This is a genomic window from Oribacterium sp. P9 (assembly GCF_046365365.1).
Lineage (GTDB): Bacteria > Bacillota > Clostridia > Lachnospirales > Lachnospiraceae > Oribacterium.
This window is the reverse complement of sequence record NZ_JBKEIS010000001.1, coordinates 18,386-37,829: the sequence shown is the minus strand read 5'-3', so window position 1 is coordinate 37,829 and position 19,444 is coordinate 18,386. Positions and strand designations below refer to the sequence as shown.

Below are 19,444 nucleotides of genomic sequence, written 5' to 3'. Positions count from 1 at the left end.
GCTTACCATGCCTGCGATTAAAATTTCCGAACTTCCTCACCGTAGGCATGTTGGGACATTTCAGGGCCTAACGTGCCTACGCTTGCACATCCGAGGCAGTGTTTTGTAGGCATGATGACGTTTTTCCAGCCCTACCGTGCCTATAGAAAAGCAAAATGAAAGAGACGCCCGGCAAGAGCGTCTCTTTTATATTATCTTCCGGTCCAGGCGCCGGTCTGGTCGACGTGGTAGCCGTCCGGTGTGATGGTGTTCCGGAGGAGGGCACCCATGGTGCCGCTGCCTTCGTCCTTCGAGAAGTAGTACCACTTTCCGTCGATCTGCTGCCAGCCGATGAGCATCATGCCGCGGGTGCCGTCCGAGGCAGGATTCAGGTAGTAGATGTTTCCATCGGCATCGGTCACCCAGCCGGTCAGCATCCTGCCGTCCGGTCCGAACTTGAACCAGCCGTAGCGCTTCTGGCGTCTGCGCTCGTCGGCGTACGGATTATAGATACATACCCAGCGATTCGTCATCGGGCTGGTGCCGGTCTGGTAGCTCCAGCTGCCATCCGCATTCTGGATCCAGCGTCCGCCGGTTTCCACCCAGGTCGGGAGGCCGGACGCATAGAGCTCGGAGGCCCGGTCCGCCGCGGTCTTTCGGCTGGAGGATCCAGAGCCACCGCTATGACTGCCGCTTCCCTGGCTGCCACCGCTGACATGGACCGTGATCTCATCCTTCAGCAGCAGCTTCGGGCTGTAGACCTCGATCGTACAGCTGCCGTTTCCGACGGCGGTCACCGTACCATTCTCGTCCACGGTCGCCACGCGACTGTCGGAGCTCCGGTAGCGAAGATCCGTACACAGCGCGCCCCACGGTGCACACTTAACCTGCAGCGTCTGCTGCGCCTTCGCCGTGAGGTTCAGGCTTTCCGCGCCGTCCTCGATCTCGAGCACGACCGGCTCCGCGCTGTAGAGGTCGCCGTACGCCGACGCGACACTCGCACCGTCCAGCACGGCCACAAGCTCCAGGCTGATCCGTCCGAAACCGTCCCAGTCCTCCGTCTCCGGTGTGAAGCGAAGTGTATCCTCCACGGAAGCGCCGGATCCCAGTGCACCGAGGCCAATGCTTCCGACGGCACGTTGTCTCTCTGCACCATCGAGTACATAGGCCACGACTTCGCCCGCTGACGACGCCGCGTTGCCGATGTTTTCGATTTCAAATGGGATGATCCCCTCCTTTCCGTCAAATGTCAGCTCGCCCATGTCGAGGCGCAGCCGCGCTTCCGACTTCAGCTCGATCTCTGCCGTCGTCTCCGAAGCGGTTGCAGTATCCTTCTCGACGACGCTCAGCAGAATCGATTTTCCGTCGAGGTCCCCGGTCGGCACCGTCCATGGAATCTGCACGGTGGTTTCCTCGTTCGTATCGAGGAGACGGTTGACCTCGCCGCTGTACAGCAGCGTTCTCACACCGTTCTCCATCAGATATGCCTCGATCGAGAAGCCCTTCGCCTCCAGCAGTCCGGCATTCCGTACATCGAAGCGGATCGTCGAGGTCTCACCGGCGATCATGCTGCTGTCCATATCGATGGACAGCGGGTCGATCTCCAGCGATCCTCCGCGCGCGAAGTCGATCGCCGCGAGGGCGTTCTGACTGAACTGAATCTTCCCGTCCTCGTCGATCCACTGCTCATAGTAATCTGACAGGAGTCGGATGCTGCCATCCGTCGCCATCGTGAGCGTGAAATCATCGATGACCTTTCCGGCATTCGGGTGCGAGGAACCCTTGATCAGCTTATCAAGATTCGTGATGCGGACCGCATCGGTGAAGCCCCATGCGCTGTTGGAGTGATGGCCGTTGCCTTCACTTCCATCTGGGTCGATGTCTGCGCCGCCATTCGTACCAGTGCCTGCATTGCCGCCTTCACCACCGGTCGTGCCGGTCGTTCCACTGCCGGTGCTTCCGCTCGTATCCTTCGCCATCCGGTAGCGTCGGCCATAGAGCTCGACCGTCGCCTTCTCGATCTCCGGTCCGAAATCCGTATAGAATACATACAGATCGCGGCCATCCCCGGTGATCGTGTAATCATCGATGGAGCTGCTGTGGTCCTCGTCTTCCTTGATGCGGGTCTCTACCGTTCGGAAATCGCCCTGGGCGATCGCCTCGTAGTAGCTGCCTATATATCCAGGTGTGGAACTTTCGTCCGGTACTGTCTCCGGAAGTCCAAGCTCCGCTGCCGATTTCTTATACCAGTCGTAATCCGACGGTCCGCCCTTCACATAGTAAGCACCCGCCGCATTATAAGCGTCACGGATCTTTGTGCTATTATGGAACAGTGCCTCGATCAGTCCGCTGACGTCGAGGAGCTCGAGCAGCTCGCCATCCTCGGTCCAGCTCAGCACGAGATGTCCATTCACCTTCGTGAGCTTCGGCACGGCCTGACACTTATCATCGCTACCGATCCGGATCGGATAGTAATTCCGGGAATTCGTCACATCACTGAGTCCGAGATACAGCTTCCGGTCACCGGTCGTGAGGCCCCCATCATCCTTATCGAGCGTGTACGCCGTCACGAGGTAGTCGGTCCCCTCGATCCGGATGCCCTCGGTCTGGTAATCCGTCACGAGCGGATCGATCTTCTTGCCGTCTCGAATCACTACATATTCGTTCTCCACCTTGACCGGGTCAGTGCTTACATCCAGCGTCGCACGTACAGCCGTGGAATACCCCTTACTGAGGTCCGTCAGCTCGTCCAGCTTCGTGAGCGTCGAGATATCCCGTGCGACGTAGGTGCAGTATACCTTACCGCCTGCGGTGCAGAGCGACGGTGCCTGAAGATAGAACTCATCAAGATTCGATCCGGAAATCCGGAATTCGTCTCCCAGCTGACCATTCCCAGCATCGTACACTCTGCCGTTGATCCTGAATGCGTTAAACTTCTTTCTGTACGCATCCATCGTCTCTTCGTCATTCATGCCCTCAATCTTGTGCGACGCATCCATCCAGGCGATGACGACCTTGTTTCCCACGACGGTCAGCGCCGGCATGGAGTCATAGCTTCCATCCTCGTCCAGCGCCACCGGTGTGCTCCAGCTCCAGCGGCCGTCCACCTGATTTCTGATGGTGTAGTAGAGGCGGGAGCTATCGCCGTTATCCGAAGCGGCGATGAAGACTGCAAACGCACGTCCATCCGGAAGCTCGACCATTTCCGGACGCGTCCGTTCCGCCGCTTGCTCCTTGAGAATATTCATGCGTACCGGCGTCGGCTGTGCATTGACGCCACCGGATCTCCGCAGGGACGTTTCCTCGCCGAAGCTGCTCATATCCGCCGAGCCCATGTCGTAGCGCTGGAAGGAGATTTCATCCTCGCCCAGTCCGGCATACGCCTCCTCGTACGCGTCATTCAGTGAAAATGCAGCGGCCACGTCATCCTCTTCGGCCGCCTCGTCCAGTATCGCACGGAGCGGGAACGTGCCTGTCGCCGATTCTTCGTCATCTGTTCCAGTGTTCAGCGCGAACGCGTGATCATCCACGTCGTCTGCCGAAGCCGCGTTCAGCGGCAGAGTATCGCCATACTCCTTCGTGATGGCGTTGTTGAAGAACTCGACCTTCGTCTTACCGGCATAGTTCCCCCAGCCCTGCTCGATCTTTGCGACATCGAAATTCACTTTGAGGAGGACGAGGTCGAAGCCGAGGCCGCCGGCCGCGTTCAGGATGATGCCATACGGATCGCCGGAGACATTGTCCTTCACCAGCTGCAGCTTCATCTGAATACTGACATAGCCGCGCGCACTCAATACGCCGCACAGACCGGCGCCCACCTGCACCTTCGCCTTCACGACAGAATCCAGCTCGATCAGGAAATCACTCCCCGAGAAGATGTTCTGTACATTTCCGCTGTAGGCGTTAAAATCGCCTTCGCTAAACGCCGCCTTCCCGGCCGCACAGACGCCGCCCATCGTGAGATCGACCTCGACACCACCGGACAGATTCAGGAAGCATGGCACATACCCGACCATCGTATAGAAGGTTTTCGATGCATCCACGGCACCGCCGACGGTGACGGCGGTCGTCGCGAGTACATACTCGTTCTGCACCGGATCCAGCAGGAATTCGAAGCTCAGGTTGAAGATCGCACGCACATCGATGTACCCCTGTGCCTTCGTCATACTCGCCCGTTCGTTCGACGCTTCCGTAAGCTTCCGCTCACGAAGCGCTTCGCTCTCTGCTTTCCTCACCTCGTAGTCATTGAGATCTCTCAGTTCCTGCTCCGAAAGCTCCCGGTCTTCCCATATCCTGCTGCGGATCTGATCTGCGCTTTCTCCGGCATTGGCTGCGTCCTTTCCGGCTGCGATGGCTTCCTTTTTCGCCGCCTGCGCTCTCTTGGCAGACGCATGATAGTTTTTCACAGCGTCTGTCTTCTGCTGATTCGTCTTCAAGGAGCCGTCCTTCAGCATCATATCGAAGTTGATGTTCAGCGAGTAACCGCTTTTATCCGGGTAGTCTAGACGAGAGAAGTTCAGGATACCACTCTGGGCGGTGCTCTTCGCCGCACCCAGAAGCGGAATGTTTACATCGCCCATCGCCCCGTCGATATTAAATTCCTTCGGTGCGATCTTCTCGTTTTCCACATAACTCACGAGACCGGTGTCGACCGTCGGATAGATGATCGGGATCGATTGTGCTGTATCGCCCACCGTCACACTACGCTTTTCCTTATCCACGATCTGCACTGTGATCCGGTCACCGTTGTGCAGATTCGTGAGCATCGACGGAATCTCCGCCGTGAAGATGTTCGAGCCTTCCAGCGTCGCACGGCCCTCGTAGTCCGCTGTTGAGCCGGTGACCGTCCGCACGGTGAATACCAGCTTCTCGATGCTCCGACCCTTCGTATCCACGACCGCCGTCAGCTTCAGATTATCATCGAAGCAGCGCACCTGGTTCTTCCGAAGATCCGTCTTCTGACGGCTCTCCGACTTATCATAATCATAGGAAATCGACGTCACCACCGGTGCCGTAATCGGGTATTGCACCTCGAGCATGCCGGCATCCACACTATACACCTGTGTGATGCGGTCGAGCGTACCGCTGCCGAATACGAAATCCGCCACCTGTGCATCATCGATGCCGTTATCGATCAGGAGACTGACGCGGTCGCCTTCCTTCGCCCTGAGTCCGGCCAGGCTGATGATACCATTGTCATCCGCCGTCGATGACTGAAGCTGTACGTGACGGCTTTCGTTCGTCACGAATTCACCGTTCGCCAGTGAAACAGCATACCCCTCTGCCGGATTCGTCTTCGCCTCCAGAGCGGTTTCACGTATGGACTTTACACGCGTCACGACGGTTCCGCTGAGGCTGTACTCCCTGAGATCGCTCTTCTTCACCTTCTCGATGTCGAGCTTCAGGAGATTATCCGCGGTGTTGCTGCGGAGGATGAAGCTGTAGCCCTGGGTCTGATAGGTCCTGCCCGTCATCTGGTCGGTGATCACCGGGCGGTATACATAATTGCTGTCGGAAGGCGTACCGTTCACCAGTACCCGAACGGTGCATGCGGCACCGATCGCCGGCTTCATCATCTCTGCCCATCCGCTCTTTTCCGGATTCAGATTCAGGACATTCTTTCCCTTCAGATAGCTGCCCCCCAGCTGATCCTGCGGAATCAGATTTTCGATGCTGAGATTCTTTCTGGCTTCGTCGGAAGCGAACACGATCTCCACATGGTTATCATTCTTCGCCAGCAGCGGACGAATCACATAGTTCTTCCCTGAACGCAGCGTATAGGACCGGGTATCCCGGATACTGTTGAAGTGTACGCCGCCGTCCTCGGAGATTTCGAAGCCGGTGACGCGGTAATTTGGATCCTCGGTTTTCGCACTGAGATCCAGCGTATCACCTGCGTGGAAGATCCCGGAAGCGCCAGCCTTCGGAAGCTTAGTGGAGGTAAAGCCGGCGTTCGTGCTTCCGCCGCTCGCATCCGGTGGCACCACACTGACCTTGACATCCGTGTAAGCTACGGTCGGCTTAAAGTTCAGCTTCTGGTAATAGGATGCGCTCGACAGCACACCGCTCTCCGTATAGGTTTTCTTCTGAAGGCTCTCGATCCAGTTCACGAAATACTTATCCATGACGATGGTGTCGAGATGTGCCGTCGCACGCTCCTTCACCGTCTTCACCGCATCCTTCGAAAGATCGATGGCGTCACTGTTCACACTCTTTCCAGTCATGCGGTCGAGGTAGCTGAGATAATCCTCCGGATAGCTGGCGGTGACCTTCTTATCCTTATCATCTGCAGAGATGGTGATCGCATAACCGGTGATGGTACCGAAATAGCCATCTACACCATTGACCGTGCTTTTATCCAGGGTGAAGACGATGTTCGCATCGTCTGTATCGACATTTGTAAAGATATTCCGGCTGTCGGTTTTTCCCGCTTCGATGATTTGCGCGCCGCACTCCATCTTTACCTGCATCGGCACGGTGTCGGTCGTTCCGAGGAAGCTCATCTTCTCCGGATTCGTCACACTGACCTCATACTTTTTATACATCGCCGCGACACCATAGAAGCGCATATAGCTCTTCGGCGTCTGGGTCTTCGAAGCATCCACTGCATAGACGATGGCCTCGATATTATCGGCGACGTTCTGTACCTTGATCGCTGCACCGCTCGAAAGCTCCGGGGTATCAAATTTACCATTCCTGTCCTTCTGCTCGAGGTCCTTTCCGGCACCCAGCGCATGCAGCTTGAAGCGGAGCTTATTGCCTCCGCCGTAGCTGCTGATCTGCTTCCAGTGTGGAATCAGATACTGATAGTAGAGTCCGTTGATGGTCGGGCGGCCGGCCGGCGGATTTTCGTTCGAGCTCCATACGGAGCCGGTACACCCGGTGGTCGTATGGAGGTATTCCAGCTTGCCCTCGCCCTTATGGAAGTCCGTCTCTCCCCTCGGAAGCAGATAGCAGTTCTGGAGCGTGCCGAGCCCGTTCGGCTTGCTTCCGTGGCGCTGATCCTTTCCATAGGAAAAGATACCGCCGACGTCGGTGCTGGCGGAGAAGAAATACTGTCCGACCTCCAGTGCCGGCTGATAGCTCTCATCGTAGATGTCCGCTACGACATCGCCCTTTTTATACTTTACCTTGTAGGCTTTTCCACCGATCGTGATGTCGAAGGAAAGATCGTCGGAACCATTTGCGACTGCGCCGTTGGAAGCATTGGCCTCCTCGTCCTCATCTGAAAGCACAGCAACGCTGGAGAAGAGCGTCGTTTCCTCTTCCCCGTCGATGACGATAGCGTTCGCCTCCGTCGTGGTGCCGGCCTGCGCAGCCAGGTAATCGCTGAGATACAGTGTGCTGTCCTTCGTGAGGGCGAGCTCCACTTCCTTTTCGGTTTCGTATGGTGCGAAGACGACGGTGCCGTAGACCTGCTCCGCGCCGCTTTCTGCGTCCTTGCCGCGAATGTTCGCAGACGCCATCGAGTATTCGGCGCCCTCGCGCTGCAGGGTCACGAGCGCCTTTCCGTCCTCGACGGTAAATTCGTCGTCTGCGAAGGAAAGCGCCGACTGCTCCGACGCCTCGTCGTCCGTGATGATGACGGAGAGGGAGGTGACCTTGTACGGCTCCATGTTTTCGGCGCTGGTGATCATCACCGAGAACGCCTCGGTGCCCTCGGACCGGTCATCATCGCAGATACGGAACCGGAGGTACTGCACATCTTCGCCAGGTGCGAAGTAAATCGTCTGCTCCGCGGAATGCGGGATCGCCGCGACCTGCTCCGGCAGGATCTGGGAGAGGATTGCATCGGTCAGACTGCCGCTGACACCGCTCGAGCCCTCTTCACGCGTCGGCTCACCCGTCGCCGCCTCCTTCAGCATCGCGAGACGGCTCTTCGTCGAGCTCACCGCATCGCTCCCGGCGACCGACAGCACGGAGGCTGAGGCGACGGAGTCGAGGTCGGAAGCATTGGCCTCCTCGTCGTCGAGGTCAGCGTCTTCGTCGAATGCTTCATCCTCGTCATCCAGCTCGGACGGAGAGGCGAGTTCCGTATCCTCGCTTTCATCGGCATCCGCTTCGTCTTCTGCTTCAGACGGCGTGGCGAGCGCAACCCACTCGAGAACCTCCTCCGGACTCGTCTTTCCGGTCTCACCGATCAGATTACCGTCCGCATCGAAGCGGTACTCCGTGCCCTGCGGCGCACGTTCATCACTGTCGGAGATTTCGCTACCTTTGCTTGCGATCTCGCTGCCGCTCGCGATGGCATCACTGTCAACATCTGTATCCTCACTGCCACTGGACGAGCCTTGATCGTCGGTGTCCCTGACTTCGCTTTCATCGTCTGTCTCTTCTCTGCCACGGGCGGCGACCTGCTGCAGAAGCGTTTTTCCGCTCTCGAGCTCCGTGATGTCGTCGCCCAGCAGCTGATAGTCCTCGTTATAAAGTGCGGAGATGTCGAGGGTATGAACCGTCACCGACGCTTTCTGATCGAGATTGCCTTCACGGTAGATCGCGATCTCATAGCTGTCTGTGGCCTCCTTCAACGTCAGTCCGGACACGCCGAAATAGACCAGCTCCCCTTCCGTAAGCTGGTCTTCACTTAACCTCGCGCCCGCGATCACCGTCGGACTCTGCTGCGGTATCTCCGCAAGAGAGCACAGCGGCTGCAGAAGAACCATCTGCAGACCCAGAAGAATCGACGTGATGCGTTTCGCAGGCGTTCGGTGTTTCATATATGTACCTCCGTAGATATGGACAGATGCGGATGAAAAGAACTGCACACCACAGAACGGATGATGTTACAGACATGTCCGGGCGGGTGCACAGTTGGAACATTGGCCCATTTTTATGCAATATGAACAATGCTTCCAGAATCACAACTTTATTTTACAGCAAAAGTCCTCCCTATTGAGAAAAATCGACACAAGATGTAAAAATCGCTGCATAAGATGCGGACCATCTTAAGAATTTCGCAAACAATTCTTAATGGGGTCTGACCCCATTAAATTTTTCTAAAGACAAATTCAGGGCATATATTACGCAAGATTTATTTATCTTTTATATGTAATGCCCGGTGATACTTTCATCTATCTGTTTGATTTCATCTGGTGTCCCGCAGGCCACGATTCGGCCGCCTTCCTTTCCGCCGCCCGGCCCCATGTCGATGATGTAATCAGCATTTTTAATGACATCAAGGTCATGCTCGATGACAACGACCGTCGCTCCATGATCGATCAACGTCTGAAAAACAAGCAGCAGCGTCTTCACATCCTGCGGATGCAGACCGATCGTCGGTTCATCAAAAACAAACACAGCGTCGCTCTGGCCTTTTCCCATCTCGCTGGCAAGCTTTAAGCGCTGCGCTTCACCGCCGGAAAGTCCCGGTGTTTCCTCCCCGAGGGTCAGATAGCCGAGCCCTAAGCTGTGCAGCACCTGCAGCCGCTGCTGCACGAGTTTCAGTCCGCCGAGGGCGTGCATCACCTGATCCACGCTCATATTCATGAGTTCCGGCAGACTGTATTCATTCCCGTCCTTTGCCTTTCTGCGGATATCAAAAGCGTCTCTGCTGTACCGGGAGCCCCGGCAGTCCGGGCAGGGAATCTTCACGTCAGGCAGAAACTGAACATCCAGCGAGATATCCCCTGTACCATCACAGGTCGGGCAGCGGAGTTTTCCCGTATTATAAGAGAAATCTCCGGCCTTGAAGGCGCGTTCCTTTGCGTCTTTTGTTTTTGCGTACACTTTTCTGAGTTCGTCGTGCACATTGGCGTACGTCGCAACCGTCGAACGTACATTGATACCGATCGGCGTCGCGTCAATCAGTTTGACCTGTGTGATGCCCTCCGCTTCGATGTTTTTCACATGGCCCGGCAGATTCTGTCCGCTGATCTTTGCCTTCAGAGCCGGAATCAGGCTTTCGAGCACCATCGTCGTCTTGCCGGAACCGGAAACGCCCGTCACGACGGTAAGCCGCCCCATTGGTATCCGCACATCCAGAGGATGCACCGTATGAATCGTCCCTGTTTCCAGATGTATGGTGCCTTTCTCAAACATCGAAGCCGTCTGCAAAACCGGACGGATTCGTGCTTCATACTGATCGGAAAGGAACGGCCCGATGACAGACTGCGGATTCTTAGAAATATCTTCGATGGTTCCCTCGGAAATCACCGTACCGCCGTCTGCGCCGGCTCCTTTTCCCATCTCGATCATCCAGTCAGCGTGCTTCAAAACCTGCGTGTCATGATCGACAATGATGACGGAATTCCCATCCTGCCGCCTCATCGAGGCCGATCCCCCGAAGCCGTGGCGCGCGGGCCGCATCCGAGAGCCGTGATCCATGGCAGTCCGGGCAGACGTCTTCTTCCAGATATTTTTCGAGACGCTTCATTCCCTTCTCGTCCTTGACCTTGGCAAGGGAATTCTTCACGGAATTAACTGCGCTGTAATAAGTAAAGTCCATCTCCGTGGGTTCCAGCGTGTTCGGATTGACATAGTGGATGTGATGCTTTTTCAGCTCGCCGTGGTAAACAATTTCCTTTTCCTCCGGCGTGAGGTCACGGAACGGCACGTCGGTCCGCACGCCCATCGTCCGCACGATATCCTTCATCAGCGACCACATGAGCGTTCCCCAGACGACCACTGCACCTTCGTCGATTGTTTTGGTATCATCCGGCACCAGCGCGGCCTCGTTCACGGTCTGAACGACGCCTGTTCCGCCTGCGTCATCCGCCGGCGCGTATAAGTGGAGAGCGATTCCAGATATCTGCGGGATCCCTCCGCATGCAGCACACCAAGTGCAAGCGAGGATTTTCCCGAGCCGGAGACACCGGCAATCGCTACGATTTCATGCAGCGGAATATCTACATCTATATTTTTCAGGTTATGAACCTTTGCGTTGCGTACCTCGATATATCTGGGCAGCATCTTTCTCTGTCTGATTTCACTGGACATAACTCTTACCTCTTCTCCGTACATTTTACCCAGCGGATATGAAAAACCCCTGTAAACCTTGTCCTTTCAAGACTTACAGGGATTCGTGTGTTTATTCGAGTTCGACATGTAACCAGTATAGCATAGAGTTGGATATTCAGGTAACGAAAATTACTCAAGTGGAGGCAGTTCTGAAAGCGCTATTCGAGTATAAGCACCATTTTTCTTATCTTCCGGATGCGGCTCAAGCCCGATAATTGTTATAGACTCTTGATCCGGTCCATATACCCAATAGATCCGCATCGCTCCACTTGTTTTATTTTCTAGATAAGACTGCCAGACACGTTCCCCGTAGCGATTCGTCAATTCCGGAATATCATGTGTCTGTAAGCCTGGATGTCTTGGATTCTCGGCCAGAAGTTTCAACGTCTTTCCTAACTTTTTATAGAGTGAAGCATCCATCTTACTGATTGTCCCCGCTCTATGCTCTTTCTGCAGTCTCGACCATAAAGCCTCCATTTCCGGTAGGCCCATTCTGATATTAAACTTCATCCCACCATACCTCAGAAATCAGAAAGGTCCACGGGATCCGATACCTGACCGAGCTTAAAGTTACGAATTGCCTGATCCATGCCAGAAAGGGTTCTGGATGAAATCTCTTCTGGAATAGCCAGTTCGCGAGGTTCCAGCATAATGCATCCATTATCATATTCTTTGACATTGTAATACTGATATCTAGCCCCACGGAGAGTTACCCGTTTTTTGCTGTCGATATGTACATCATAATTTTTAACTGCTTCCATAATGATTACCTCCAGATGTAGTGGGATATCCCACCACCAGCATAACATTTTTCATAAGTTTGTCAATCTTGACCGATTGTCATTTTATCCGCAATACCCCGAGTCAAGGATGGTATCCTTTTTATCCGGTTGTCATTTGGTTGTCACCGAACAAAGAAAGAGGCTGAAACCCGCGAAAATCCGTGGGTTTCAGCCTCTAAGAAATTATTCGAATTCTACAAAGACTAACGCTTTTTGTTTAGGAATTATTCTCTGTAATGTTTCTCGTTCTTTTGATTATTTGATATATCCATATTATCCTGCCTATACGAGCTAATGTTATCATTTTGTTATCGGCATTGATAACACCTACTCGATAACTGTGGATAATAACTATATGTAGCATGTCAAATTATAAGCTATTTTGCTTAGAGATTCAACACAAAACTGAAATTTTACTTTTCCTTATATTCATCTGGTATTGCTATTTGAAATGTTTCACACAACAGCATCACATCATGCACATCATTTTTATCGTGTTCATATCCCAAATGAAGCATTACCTGACTCAATGGTTCAATACAAGAAACAGTTATATCTCCAACTTTTCCAATACCGGAAAAAGTTTTTGATGGAAATATATCTCCCTCATAAACAATTCCGTCATCTGTAAATTCAAAACAATGTAAATCAATGATTCTTTGTTTATCATCTTTCCAGACAGTATGACCATCCGTTGTATAATCAGTATTTACTTCCTCAAATCCATGCTGCTTAATCACATAAATATAATCATGATAATGTTTCAGTTCAACAAACAAATCAATATCATTGTGTATTCTTGATTCTCTTTTAAGAAGTGCATCAACACCCCATCCGCCATCTAAATATACTTTAATTTCGTTTTGCAAAGCATATTTTATAATTTCACATGCATCTTCTGTACGTACCATAATCTATCCTCCAAATTCAAATCTTTGTATGCTTTCCAACTCACTAAAAGCCTGAAATTTGTCAGTCTTTCATCCTTTTTGTTATCAATCACCAATTAGCTGTAATCCATTAGGATTTAGCTGATATATTTTATCGCACACCTCTTCAATATACTTTCTATCGTGAGAAATGCTAATGACAGCCCCCGGAAATTCTCGGAGCATTTTTCTTATTACCGGACCGGACAATGGTGAAAAATTTCTTGTCGGTTCATCCAGAATAAGAACATTTGCACCACTTAAGCTCATCCTCAAGAGAAGCACTTTCGCCTTTTGTCCGCCTGATAACTCCCGAATCGGATGCTCCATTTCATCTGGTGTGTATTTAAGTGAACCAAGGTATGTTCTAATTCTTGTACGCTCTTCTTTATCTCCTGTTTTATCAAGGTAATCAACCGGTGTAACATCCAAATCCAGCAGGTCTTCATAAGTTTGAGGCATATATTCTGCTTTAATGTCATTCCGATTTAGGAGTTCTTCCGCTATCTTTTTTAGAAGAGTCGTTTTTCCTGCCCCGTTGGCTCCTATCATACAGATTTTTTCTGAACCTTTTATTTTTAAATGAATTCCTTCTGCTAAAATTCTTTTGCCATCCGGAGTCACAAGCTTTGAAAGTTCATATTCTATGACCGTTTTTCCTGCGGGAATGTGTGAGTTTTCATCCCCTAATTTGACAAAGATTGCTTCTTCCTGTTCCGGCATCTGAGTCATATTTTCATCTTCTTTTTCAAATCTTCGTTCCATTGCCTTAACCGTATGCATTTTGTCCTTTAAGTTTTTGGCAACAGACGGTGCTTGTCTGGTACAACTTCTTAATGCACCTTGTACACTCTGCATAACTCTTTGATATTTTTCATCGCGAATCTTTTTCTCCCTACGGTCACTCAGTGCCCGCTGTTTTTGGATTTCAAATTTATGAAGCCGTTCTTCCACATAGCGTCTATAGGGAAGCTTTGCCACGGTATATCTCGCCTTTGTTTTTCGTATAATCTGCTCGATATGTATCACCATGTTGGCAGTACGCTCTATCAGCGTTTCATCGTGTGAAATAAAAAGCACAATGTGCTTCCAGTCATTTATGATTTTTTCCAGTAATGTAAGCGTCGCAATGTCGATGTCATTGGAAGGTTCGTCCAACAACAGCACAGAAACATCGCGAATGAAAAGCCTCATAAGTTGTGTCTTGACTTTTTCGCCTCCTGAAAGACTACCCATTGTCTGGTTACTGTAGAAAAAATCATTTTTCATTCCAAATTTTCCCGCAATAACAGACAATTCTTTAGGCGTTTTCTCCCAGAATATTTCCTCTTCAGAAAAATATTCGTATATTGTTTTTTCCTTATCTTCATCGAGCATCTCCTGCGGAAGATAACCAAGACGTTCGTGTCCCATTATCCTTTCCCCATCTGCTTCTATATAGTTTTCTACAAGCGACGGATTGTATATCCACTTCATTAATGTCGATTTCCCATTTCCCTCTTCTCCAATAATAACTGCCTTATCTCCATCATTTAGCACAAGGTTGAAATCATTAAGAATTATTCTCAGGTCTTTTTTATGTGTTAAATTTAATTTTTTTATCTGCAACACTAAAGTTTCTCCTTTTCGAAGTCTGAGCCAATTATTATTTTGAACACACAAAAACGAGTCTTTTTTGCATACGCAAAAATAGACTCGCTAAATAGACCCTTATTTCTTTTCCAAAAGGAAAACAAAGGAAATGCCTCTTGCGATAATCCAACTTAAGCGTACACAAAACAAACCTATTCTCTACAGGCTCAATAACTATATGTGTCTTACTTAAATCAAATTATCTATTAATCATTTCCTCATCTTACACAAAATGTGCCTTTCTTTCTTCTAATGGCAATACTATCATACTGTATTTTTTGTGTCAATACATTTCACCTTATGGAAGTGCAAATTAAAATTTTCACTTCCTAATTATACATCCAACCATTACGAAATTCAATCTTTCACAACCTCTTTACAACCACAACCACAGCACTCCAGCAAACGCAGGAGCACCATACCGTAAAACGCTTATGTGTAAATCAACTCCGTTCCTACAACTTCCCTCACACAAGCCTGAATATTATTCATTCTTCCAATCCATTCGTAGGGATTATCTTTCTTTAATTGTTCCGTCACATCTTGTCTGTCGGCATATTCCTTTACCAGTCGAAGAAACATATCCTCTGCTTGCTTATCGACTTCTGCAAGATAACTATGCAGCTTTCCGCTTGTCAGCAGGTTCATATATAACACTTTATAGTGTTCCTTTAAATGCCTTGCATGTCGTTTCCCCCATAAACCAATCGGCTCTATTTCTTCTTCGGCTGGTACTGTGATGTTCGGCAATAAATAATCACCCACCTGTCTATAAGTTCCGCCCATTTCTTCAAAAATTGTCTTTGTCATTTTCCTTTTCCTCCTGTGATTTTTGTCTATCGTGATCGTGTATTATCACGCTTGCGACCTTTAACTGTTCTTGCCTGCTCCAACAAATCATCTATCTGTTTGCGACCAAAAACCTTACGGAGCAGGCTGTAATCTTTATTTTCTGCTCGGAACTTTCGGCTATTGTGATTGACCGAGCCTTTACCGACCATTGCACTTATCGTTCTCTGCATTTTTTCATCTCCCATCTGTAAATTTCAACATTCTCAGGTTTTGTTACTTTTGTCAAAAATAACGCAAAAGCACTTTTGACGGGTACACCCATCAAAAATGCGACCTGTAAACAGGTTTTGCGTTCTCCGAAGGCTCTCCGAGGGGTGAGCGTGTGCCGGTGGCACACACGCCTGCGAACCGACCGAGCCAGCAGGCGAGACCAAAGAGCCGCCTTTGAAAAGGCACTCTCTGCACACTCCCCTAAACTTTATCCGGTGTCAAAGTGTGACGATGGTGACAATGTTTTTCACAGCGTGCTGCTCTCAAAAACATTGACACCTTTGACACCGTTTGTCACGCCGTCTGCTCGGTTTCTTTCCAAAGTGAAACCTTTCTTCCGTCGTGTGTGCGGCTGTTCTGATAACGGATACCGTAATCACGAAACAGCCTGCTTGCGTTGATACTGAGCCTTAAAGAAAGTACATTCGGCTTTATATCCACCGCAAGCCTTTCGCAAAGTTCCGAAGCAGTTCCTTCCCATCTGTCACTTTCCGAAAAGAGCGTATCCGCTATCTTCTCAAGCAGAGGTTCGGGCGGTTCTTTCCACATCTCCGTTTCCGATTTTGCAAAGTTCCACACCAATCGCTCGCTGTCCCTTACAAGATGGATTTTCATATCCTGCTGGTCTCTGCCAGCAACATCAAGTGTGGCATTGTTGGAAGTACGCTTGTCCTTACTGAGAACAAATGCACCGTCTGCCGCACCCATCAGACCATTCGTGCCTGAAATCATATCGAATATATCTTCCGATTTTTGTTTGCGTGTATGATGAACAATAAGCATTGAAACCTTGTAACTGTCTGCCAACGCTTTCAGCCTTGCCACAACATCATAATCACTTGCGTAGCTGTAATCTGCTCCGCCTGCTTCACGCACACGCTTTAAGGTGTCTATGATAATCAAGCCTGTGTCTGGGTGTTCCCTCATAAACCCTCTTATCTGTTCTTCCAGTCCGCCATTGACCGTTTTACATTCCGTTGCGAAATACAGATTGCCTGTCTCCTTTGCACCGAACATCTGAAACAATCGCTTCTGCAAACGTGGGTAATCATCTTCAAGGGCAAAATAAAGCACCGTTGCCTTACGCACCTTATACTCCCAAAGCGGTGTGCCTGTGCTGATATGATAGGCAAGCTGTGCCATCATAAAGCTCTTTCCCACTTTCGGGGAACCTACGAAAAGGTAAGTTCCCCTTTGGAGCAGACCGTCGATAAGTGGTGTCTGAACCTCAAACACCGTATCATACAGCGTTGTCATTGATACTGTTTTCAGATAGGAAGGGTCTAACTGTCTGAGTATTTCCCTTTGCATTTCTTCAAAAGATTGCTCGTACCCCTTGAAATCCGTATCCTGATTGACTATACTATTGTCAGTACATTTGGAAAGTGACTGTTCCGCATCTGTTGCCGCAGATACATTTGGAATAGTCATTTCTTTTTTATTCTCCATTCGCATCCTCTCCTTTCAAACCGCCGAGAATAATGGAAATCAGTTCTATTACACTCAGCAGTTCATCATCCACACCTTTTCCTGCTTCAATCCTTTTCAGTTCCGCAAGGACTGTGGCAAATTCCGTTTTCAACGCCTTATACACTCTCGGATTGCCCTGTACCACCACATCCTGATTTAAGCAACGGCGGTAACAATACTCCTGTTTTGGCAATCCTCATAGAGCTACAGCTCTGTTAATGAGTTCGTTTTCTTCGGGCGATACTCGAAACCCTACTGTGATATTCCTCCAACGATTTTTGTTATCTCTGTTCTTAGCTGACATTTTCAAAATCTCCTTTCCCTAAATCATCTAATTTTTCTGCCATCTCAATCTGCTTTGACGGAAAGAGGTGTGCGTACTGATAAGTAATATCAATACTTTCGTGACCAACTCGGTCAGCAATCGCCACCGCAGAAAAGCCCATATCAATCAAGAGTGAAATGTGGCTGTGACGGAGATCGTGAATGCGGATACGCTTCACGCCTGCCGCCTTTGCCCCTCTGTCCATCTCGTGATGAAGATAGCTTTTCGTCACCGTAAAGATACGGTCTTTCTTCTTCAATCCGTAAAGCATACCGAGATATTCTTTCATTTCCTCACACAGAAACTTCGGCATTTTAATCGTGCGGTTGCTCTTTTTCGTTTTCGGAGAAGTAATCACATCCTGCCCTTTCAAACGCTGATAGGATTTATTGATTGTGACTGTTTCCTTATCAAAGTTGAAATCTGCCGGAGTCAAAGCTAACAGCTCGCCCTCTCGGATACCGCACCAGTAAAGCATTTCAAACGCATAAAAGGAAACAGGCTTGTCCATCATCTCAAAAGAGAATTTCTTGTATTCTTCCTTTGTCCAGAACAGCATTTCCTTGTGTTCCTCACGTCCCATATTTCCCACCTTTGCCGCAGGATTGGAACGCAGTTCATAGTAGCGGACAGCGTGATTGAAAATGGCGGACAACTGATTGTGCAGCGTTTTCAGATACGTCTGTGAATAAGGCTTTTTCTTCTCATCACGATAGGCAAGCATTTCATTCTGCCAAGTAATAATCTCCTTTGTGGAAATCTCGCTGATTTTCAGTTTCCCGAAATACGGAAGTATCTTTGTGCGTATGATATGCTCTTTGGTAAGCCACGTGTTTTCCTTCAAACGGTTCTTCACATCATTGATATAAAGCTCCGTAAAGGCTTCAAAACTCATATCAAGGTCTGAAGAAGTCTGCAATTTGAACATTCTTTCCCATTCCTGTGCTTCTCGTTTGGTAGCAAAGCCACGCTTGCATTTCTGCTTGCGTTCCCCTTTCCAGTTCACATACCTTGCCATCACATACCAAGTACCGTTATCTTCATTCTTAAATACCGGCATTTACATTTCCCCCTTTCCTGCTCCGTAGAGCCTTTCGTAAAAATACTGGCGATTTACACGCCCTGCAATCGTAATAAAGCCCTTTGCTTTCAATTCCTCATTTAATTGTCTGATGAGTTTATATGCATAAGGTTTTGATACGTTTAGTTCCTGAGCCACATCTTCGGCTCGGATAAATCTGTTTTCCATATCCTTTTTCTTCCTTTCTTAAAATAATTTTTTGCTTGCCGCTTTCTCCGTGTTAAAGTTCCAACAGGCACTCCTGCTTGTCGGCAGGCGCTGTGCTGTCCCAATGCACCGCAGTACATCAGGCGCTCGCTCGTATAGGGGTTCCCGAAAAGTCGGAGACTTTTGGGGAAGAGGAGGAGCAGTGCAGCGAATGAGCTTTTGTGCTTGCACACAAGCGAACGATACGGAACTTGCTCCGACGAGGTCTTGGCGGTTTGGCTTTTCGGACGGTCATTCAGTTGTCGCATTAAGCATATTTGTTTAATTCGTAATTTATTTTACTAAACATATTTGCTATTGTCAAGTGGTTGCAAAGAAAATATTAAACATTTTTGTTTCGGTTTTTCTTGACTTCCACTAAACATTTCTGCTATACTTATTTCACTAAATATAAAAGGAGCGTATCATTATGGCTATCAGCGAAAGAATACATTTTTTCAGACTAATGCGTGGTATGACACAAAAGTATCTCGGTACAGCAATCGGTTTTCCAGAAAAGAGTGCTGATGTGCGTTTGGCACAGTACGAAACTGGTACACGCAAACCGAAAGCAGACCTTACAAATGCATTGGCACAGGTGCTTGATGTTTCTCCACAGGCTCTTGATGTTCCTGACATAGACAGCTATATCGGTCTTATGCACACTCTGTTTACCCTTGAAGATATTTACGGTCTTACTGTCAGTGAAGCAGACGGAGAGGTATGCTTAAAGGTCAACAAGGACAAAGGCAGAGAAGCATATGAACTCCTCAAAATGCTGTATGCTTGGAAAGAACAGGCAGACAAGCTATCTTCCGAAGAAATCAACAGAGAAGAATACGATAACTGGCGTTACCATTATCCAGAGTTCGACACCACACAGCGTTGGGCAAAAGTTCCATCACAGGAATTAAGTGACGCTCTCGTGGAAGCATTCAAAGACCACTTGAAAGATAAATAAGCACCTACAGGACCTGCCACTGGCAGCTCCCTACAGATGCTTTGGCAACGACAAAAAAGCCCTTAACTATGGTTATTAACC

14 protein-coding genes and 1 pseudogene are annotated in these 19,444 nt (G+C 49.7%); 1 reads left to right on the top strand and 14 read right to left on the bottom strand.

Annotated elements, in window-relative coordinates; all coding sequences use genetic code 11:
* Positions 1-191: 191 nt before the first annotated feature.
* From ACK8P7_RS00155 to ACK8P7_RS00090, 14 genes and pseudogenes are all read right to left on the bottom strand, one after another.
* On the bottom strand, positions 192-8,696 hold the full coding sequence (locus tag ACK8P7_RS00155; protein ID WP_410042221.1) for a Calx-beta domain-containing protein: 8,505 nt from the start codon (positions 8,694-8,696) through the stop codon (positions 192-194).
* A 325-nt stretch (positions 8,697-9,021) separates the two neighbouring features.
* The gene (locus tag ACK8P7_RS00150; protein ID WP_410042220.1) at positions 9,022-10,164 is read right to left on the bottom strand and encodes a hypothetical protein; all 1,143 of its coding nucleotides are present in this window, start codon (positions 10,162-10,164) and stop codon (positions 9,022-9,024) included.
* A gap of 37 nt (positions 10,165-10,201) precedes the next feature.
* A complete protein-coding gene (locus ACK8P7_RS00145; RefSeq protein WP_410042219.1) occupies positions 10,202-10,657 on the bottom strand; it encodes a hypothetical protein in 456 nt (151 codons plus the stop codon).
* A complete protein-coding gene (locus ACK8P7_RS00140; RefSeq protein ID WP_410042218.1) occupies positions 10,654-10,914 on the bottom strand; it encodes a hypothetical protein in 261 nt (86 codons plus the stop codon). Before ACK8P7_RS00140 ends, ACK8P7_RS00145 begins: the two co-directional genes overlap by 4 nt.
* 150 nt (positions 10,915-11,064) lie before the next feature.
* Complete coding sequence (locus ACK8P7_RS00135; RefSeq protein ID WP_410042217.1) at positions 11,065-11,445, bottom strand: hypothetical protein; 381 nt, start codon at positions 11,443-11,445, stop codon at positions 11,065-11,067.
* Positions 11,446-11,456: 11 nt separating this feature from the next.
* Positions 11,457-11,696, bottom strand: coding sequence for a hypothetical protein (locus ACK8P7_RS00130; protein WP_410042216.1), 240 nt, complete (start codon positions 11,694-11,696; stop codon positions 11,457-11,459).
* Between the two features lie 434 nt (positions 11,697-12,130).
* Positions 12,131-12,628 (bottom strand): nucleotidyltransferase domain-containing protein, encoded by a 498-nt coding sequence (locus tag ACK8P7_RS00125; RefSeq protein WP_009247521.1) that lies wholly within the window; start codon positions 12,626-12,628, stop codon positions 12,131-12,133.
* Positions 12,629-12,712: 84 nt separating this feature from the next.
* Positions 12,713-14,257 (bottom strand): ATP-binding cassette domain-containing protein, encoded by a 1,545-nt coding sequence (locus ACK8P7_RS00120; RefSeq protein WP_009247522.1) that lies wholly within the window; start codon positions 14,255-14,257, stop codon positions 12,713-12,715.
* Between the two features lie 453 nt (positions 14,258-14,710).
* Positions 14,711-15,088 (bottom strand): TnpV protein, encoded by a 378-nt coding sequence (locus ACK8P7_RS00115; protein ID WP_009247523.1) that lies wholly within the window; start codon positions 15,086-15,088, stop codon positions 14,711-14,713.
* Between the two features lie 26 nt (positions 15,089-15,114).
* Complete coding sequence (locus ACK8P7_RS00110; RefSeq protein WP_410042215.1) at positions 15,115-15,315, bottom strand: hypothetical protein; 201 nt, start codon at positions 15,313-15,315, stop codon at positions 15,115-15,117.
* Positions 15,316-15,634: 319 nt separating this feature from the next.
* Positions 15,635-16,789: an AAA family ATPase gene (locus tag ACK8P7_RS00105; protein WP_009247525.1), complete on the bottom strand. Its 1,155-nt coding sequence runs from the start codon at positions 16,787-16,789 to the stop codon at positions 15,635-15,637.
* Positions 16,779-17,114, bottom strand: a pseudogene (locus tag ACK8P7_RS00100) (plasmid mobilization protein). Before ACK8P7_RS00100 ends, ACK8P7_RS00105 begins: the two are co-directional and overlap by 11 nt.
* On the bottom strand, positions 17,104-18,195 hold the full coding sequence (locus tag ACK8P7_RS00095; protein WP_009247527.1) for a site-specific integrase: 1,092 nt from the start codon (positions 18,193-18,195) through the stop codon (positions 17,104-17,106). Before ACK8P7_RS00095 ends, ACK8P7_RS00100 begins: the two are co-directional and overlap by 11 nt.
* A complete protein-coding gene (locus tag ACK8P7_RS00090) occupies positions 18,196-18,384 on the bottom strand; it encodes a transcriptional regulator (protein WP_009247528.1) in 189 nt (62 codons plus the stop codon).
* A gap of 448 nt (positions 18,385-18,832) precedes the next feature.
* Between ACK8P7_RS00090 and ACK8P7_RS00085 the strand changes: the two genes are divergently transcribed.
* A complete protein-coding gene (locus ACK8P7_RS00085) occupies positions 18,833-19,363 on the top strand; it encodes a helix-turn-helix domain-containing protein (RefSeq protein WP_009247529.1) in 531 nt (176 codons plus the stop codon).
* The last annotated feature ends 81 nt before the right edge of the window (positions 19,364-19,444 follow it).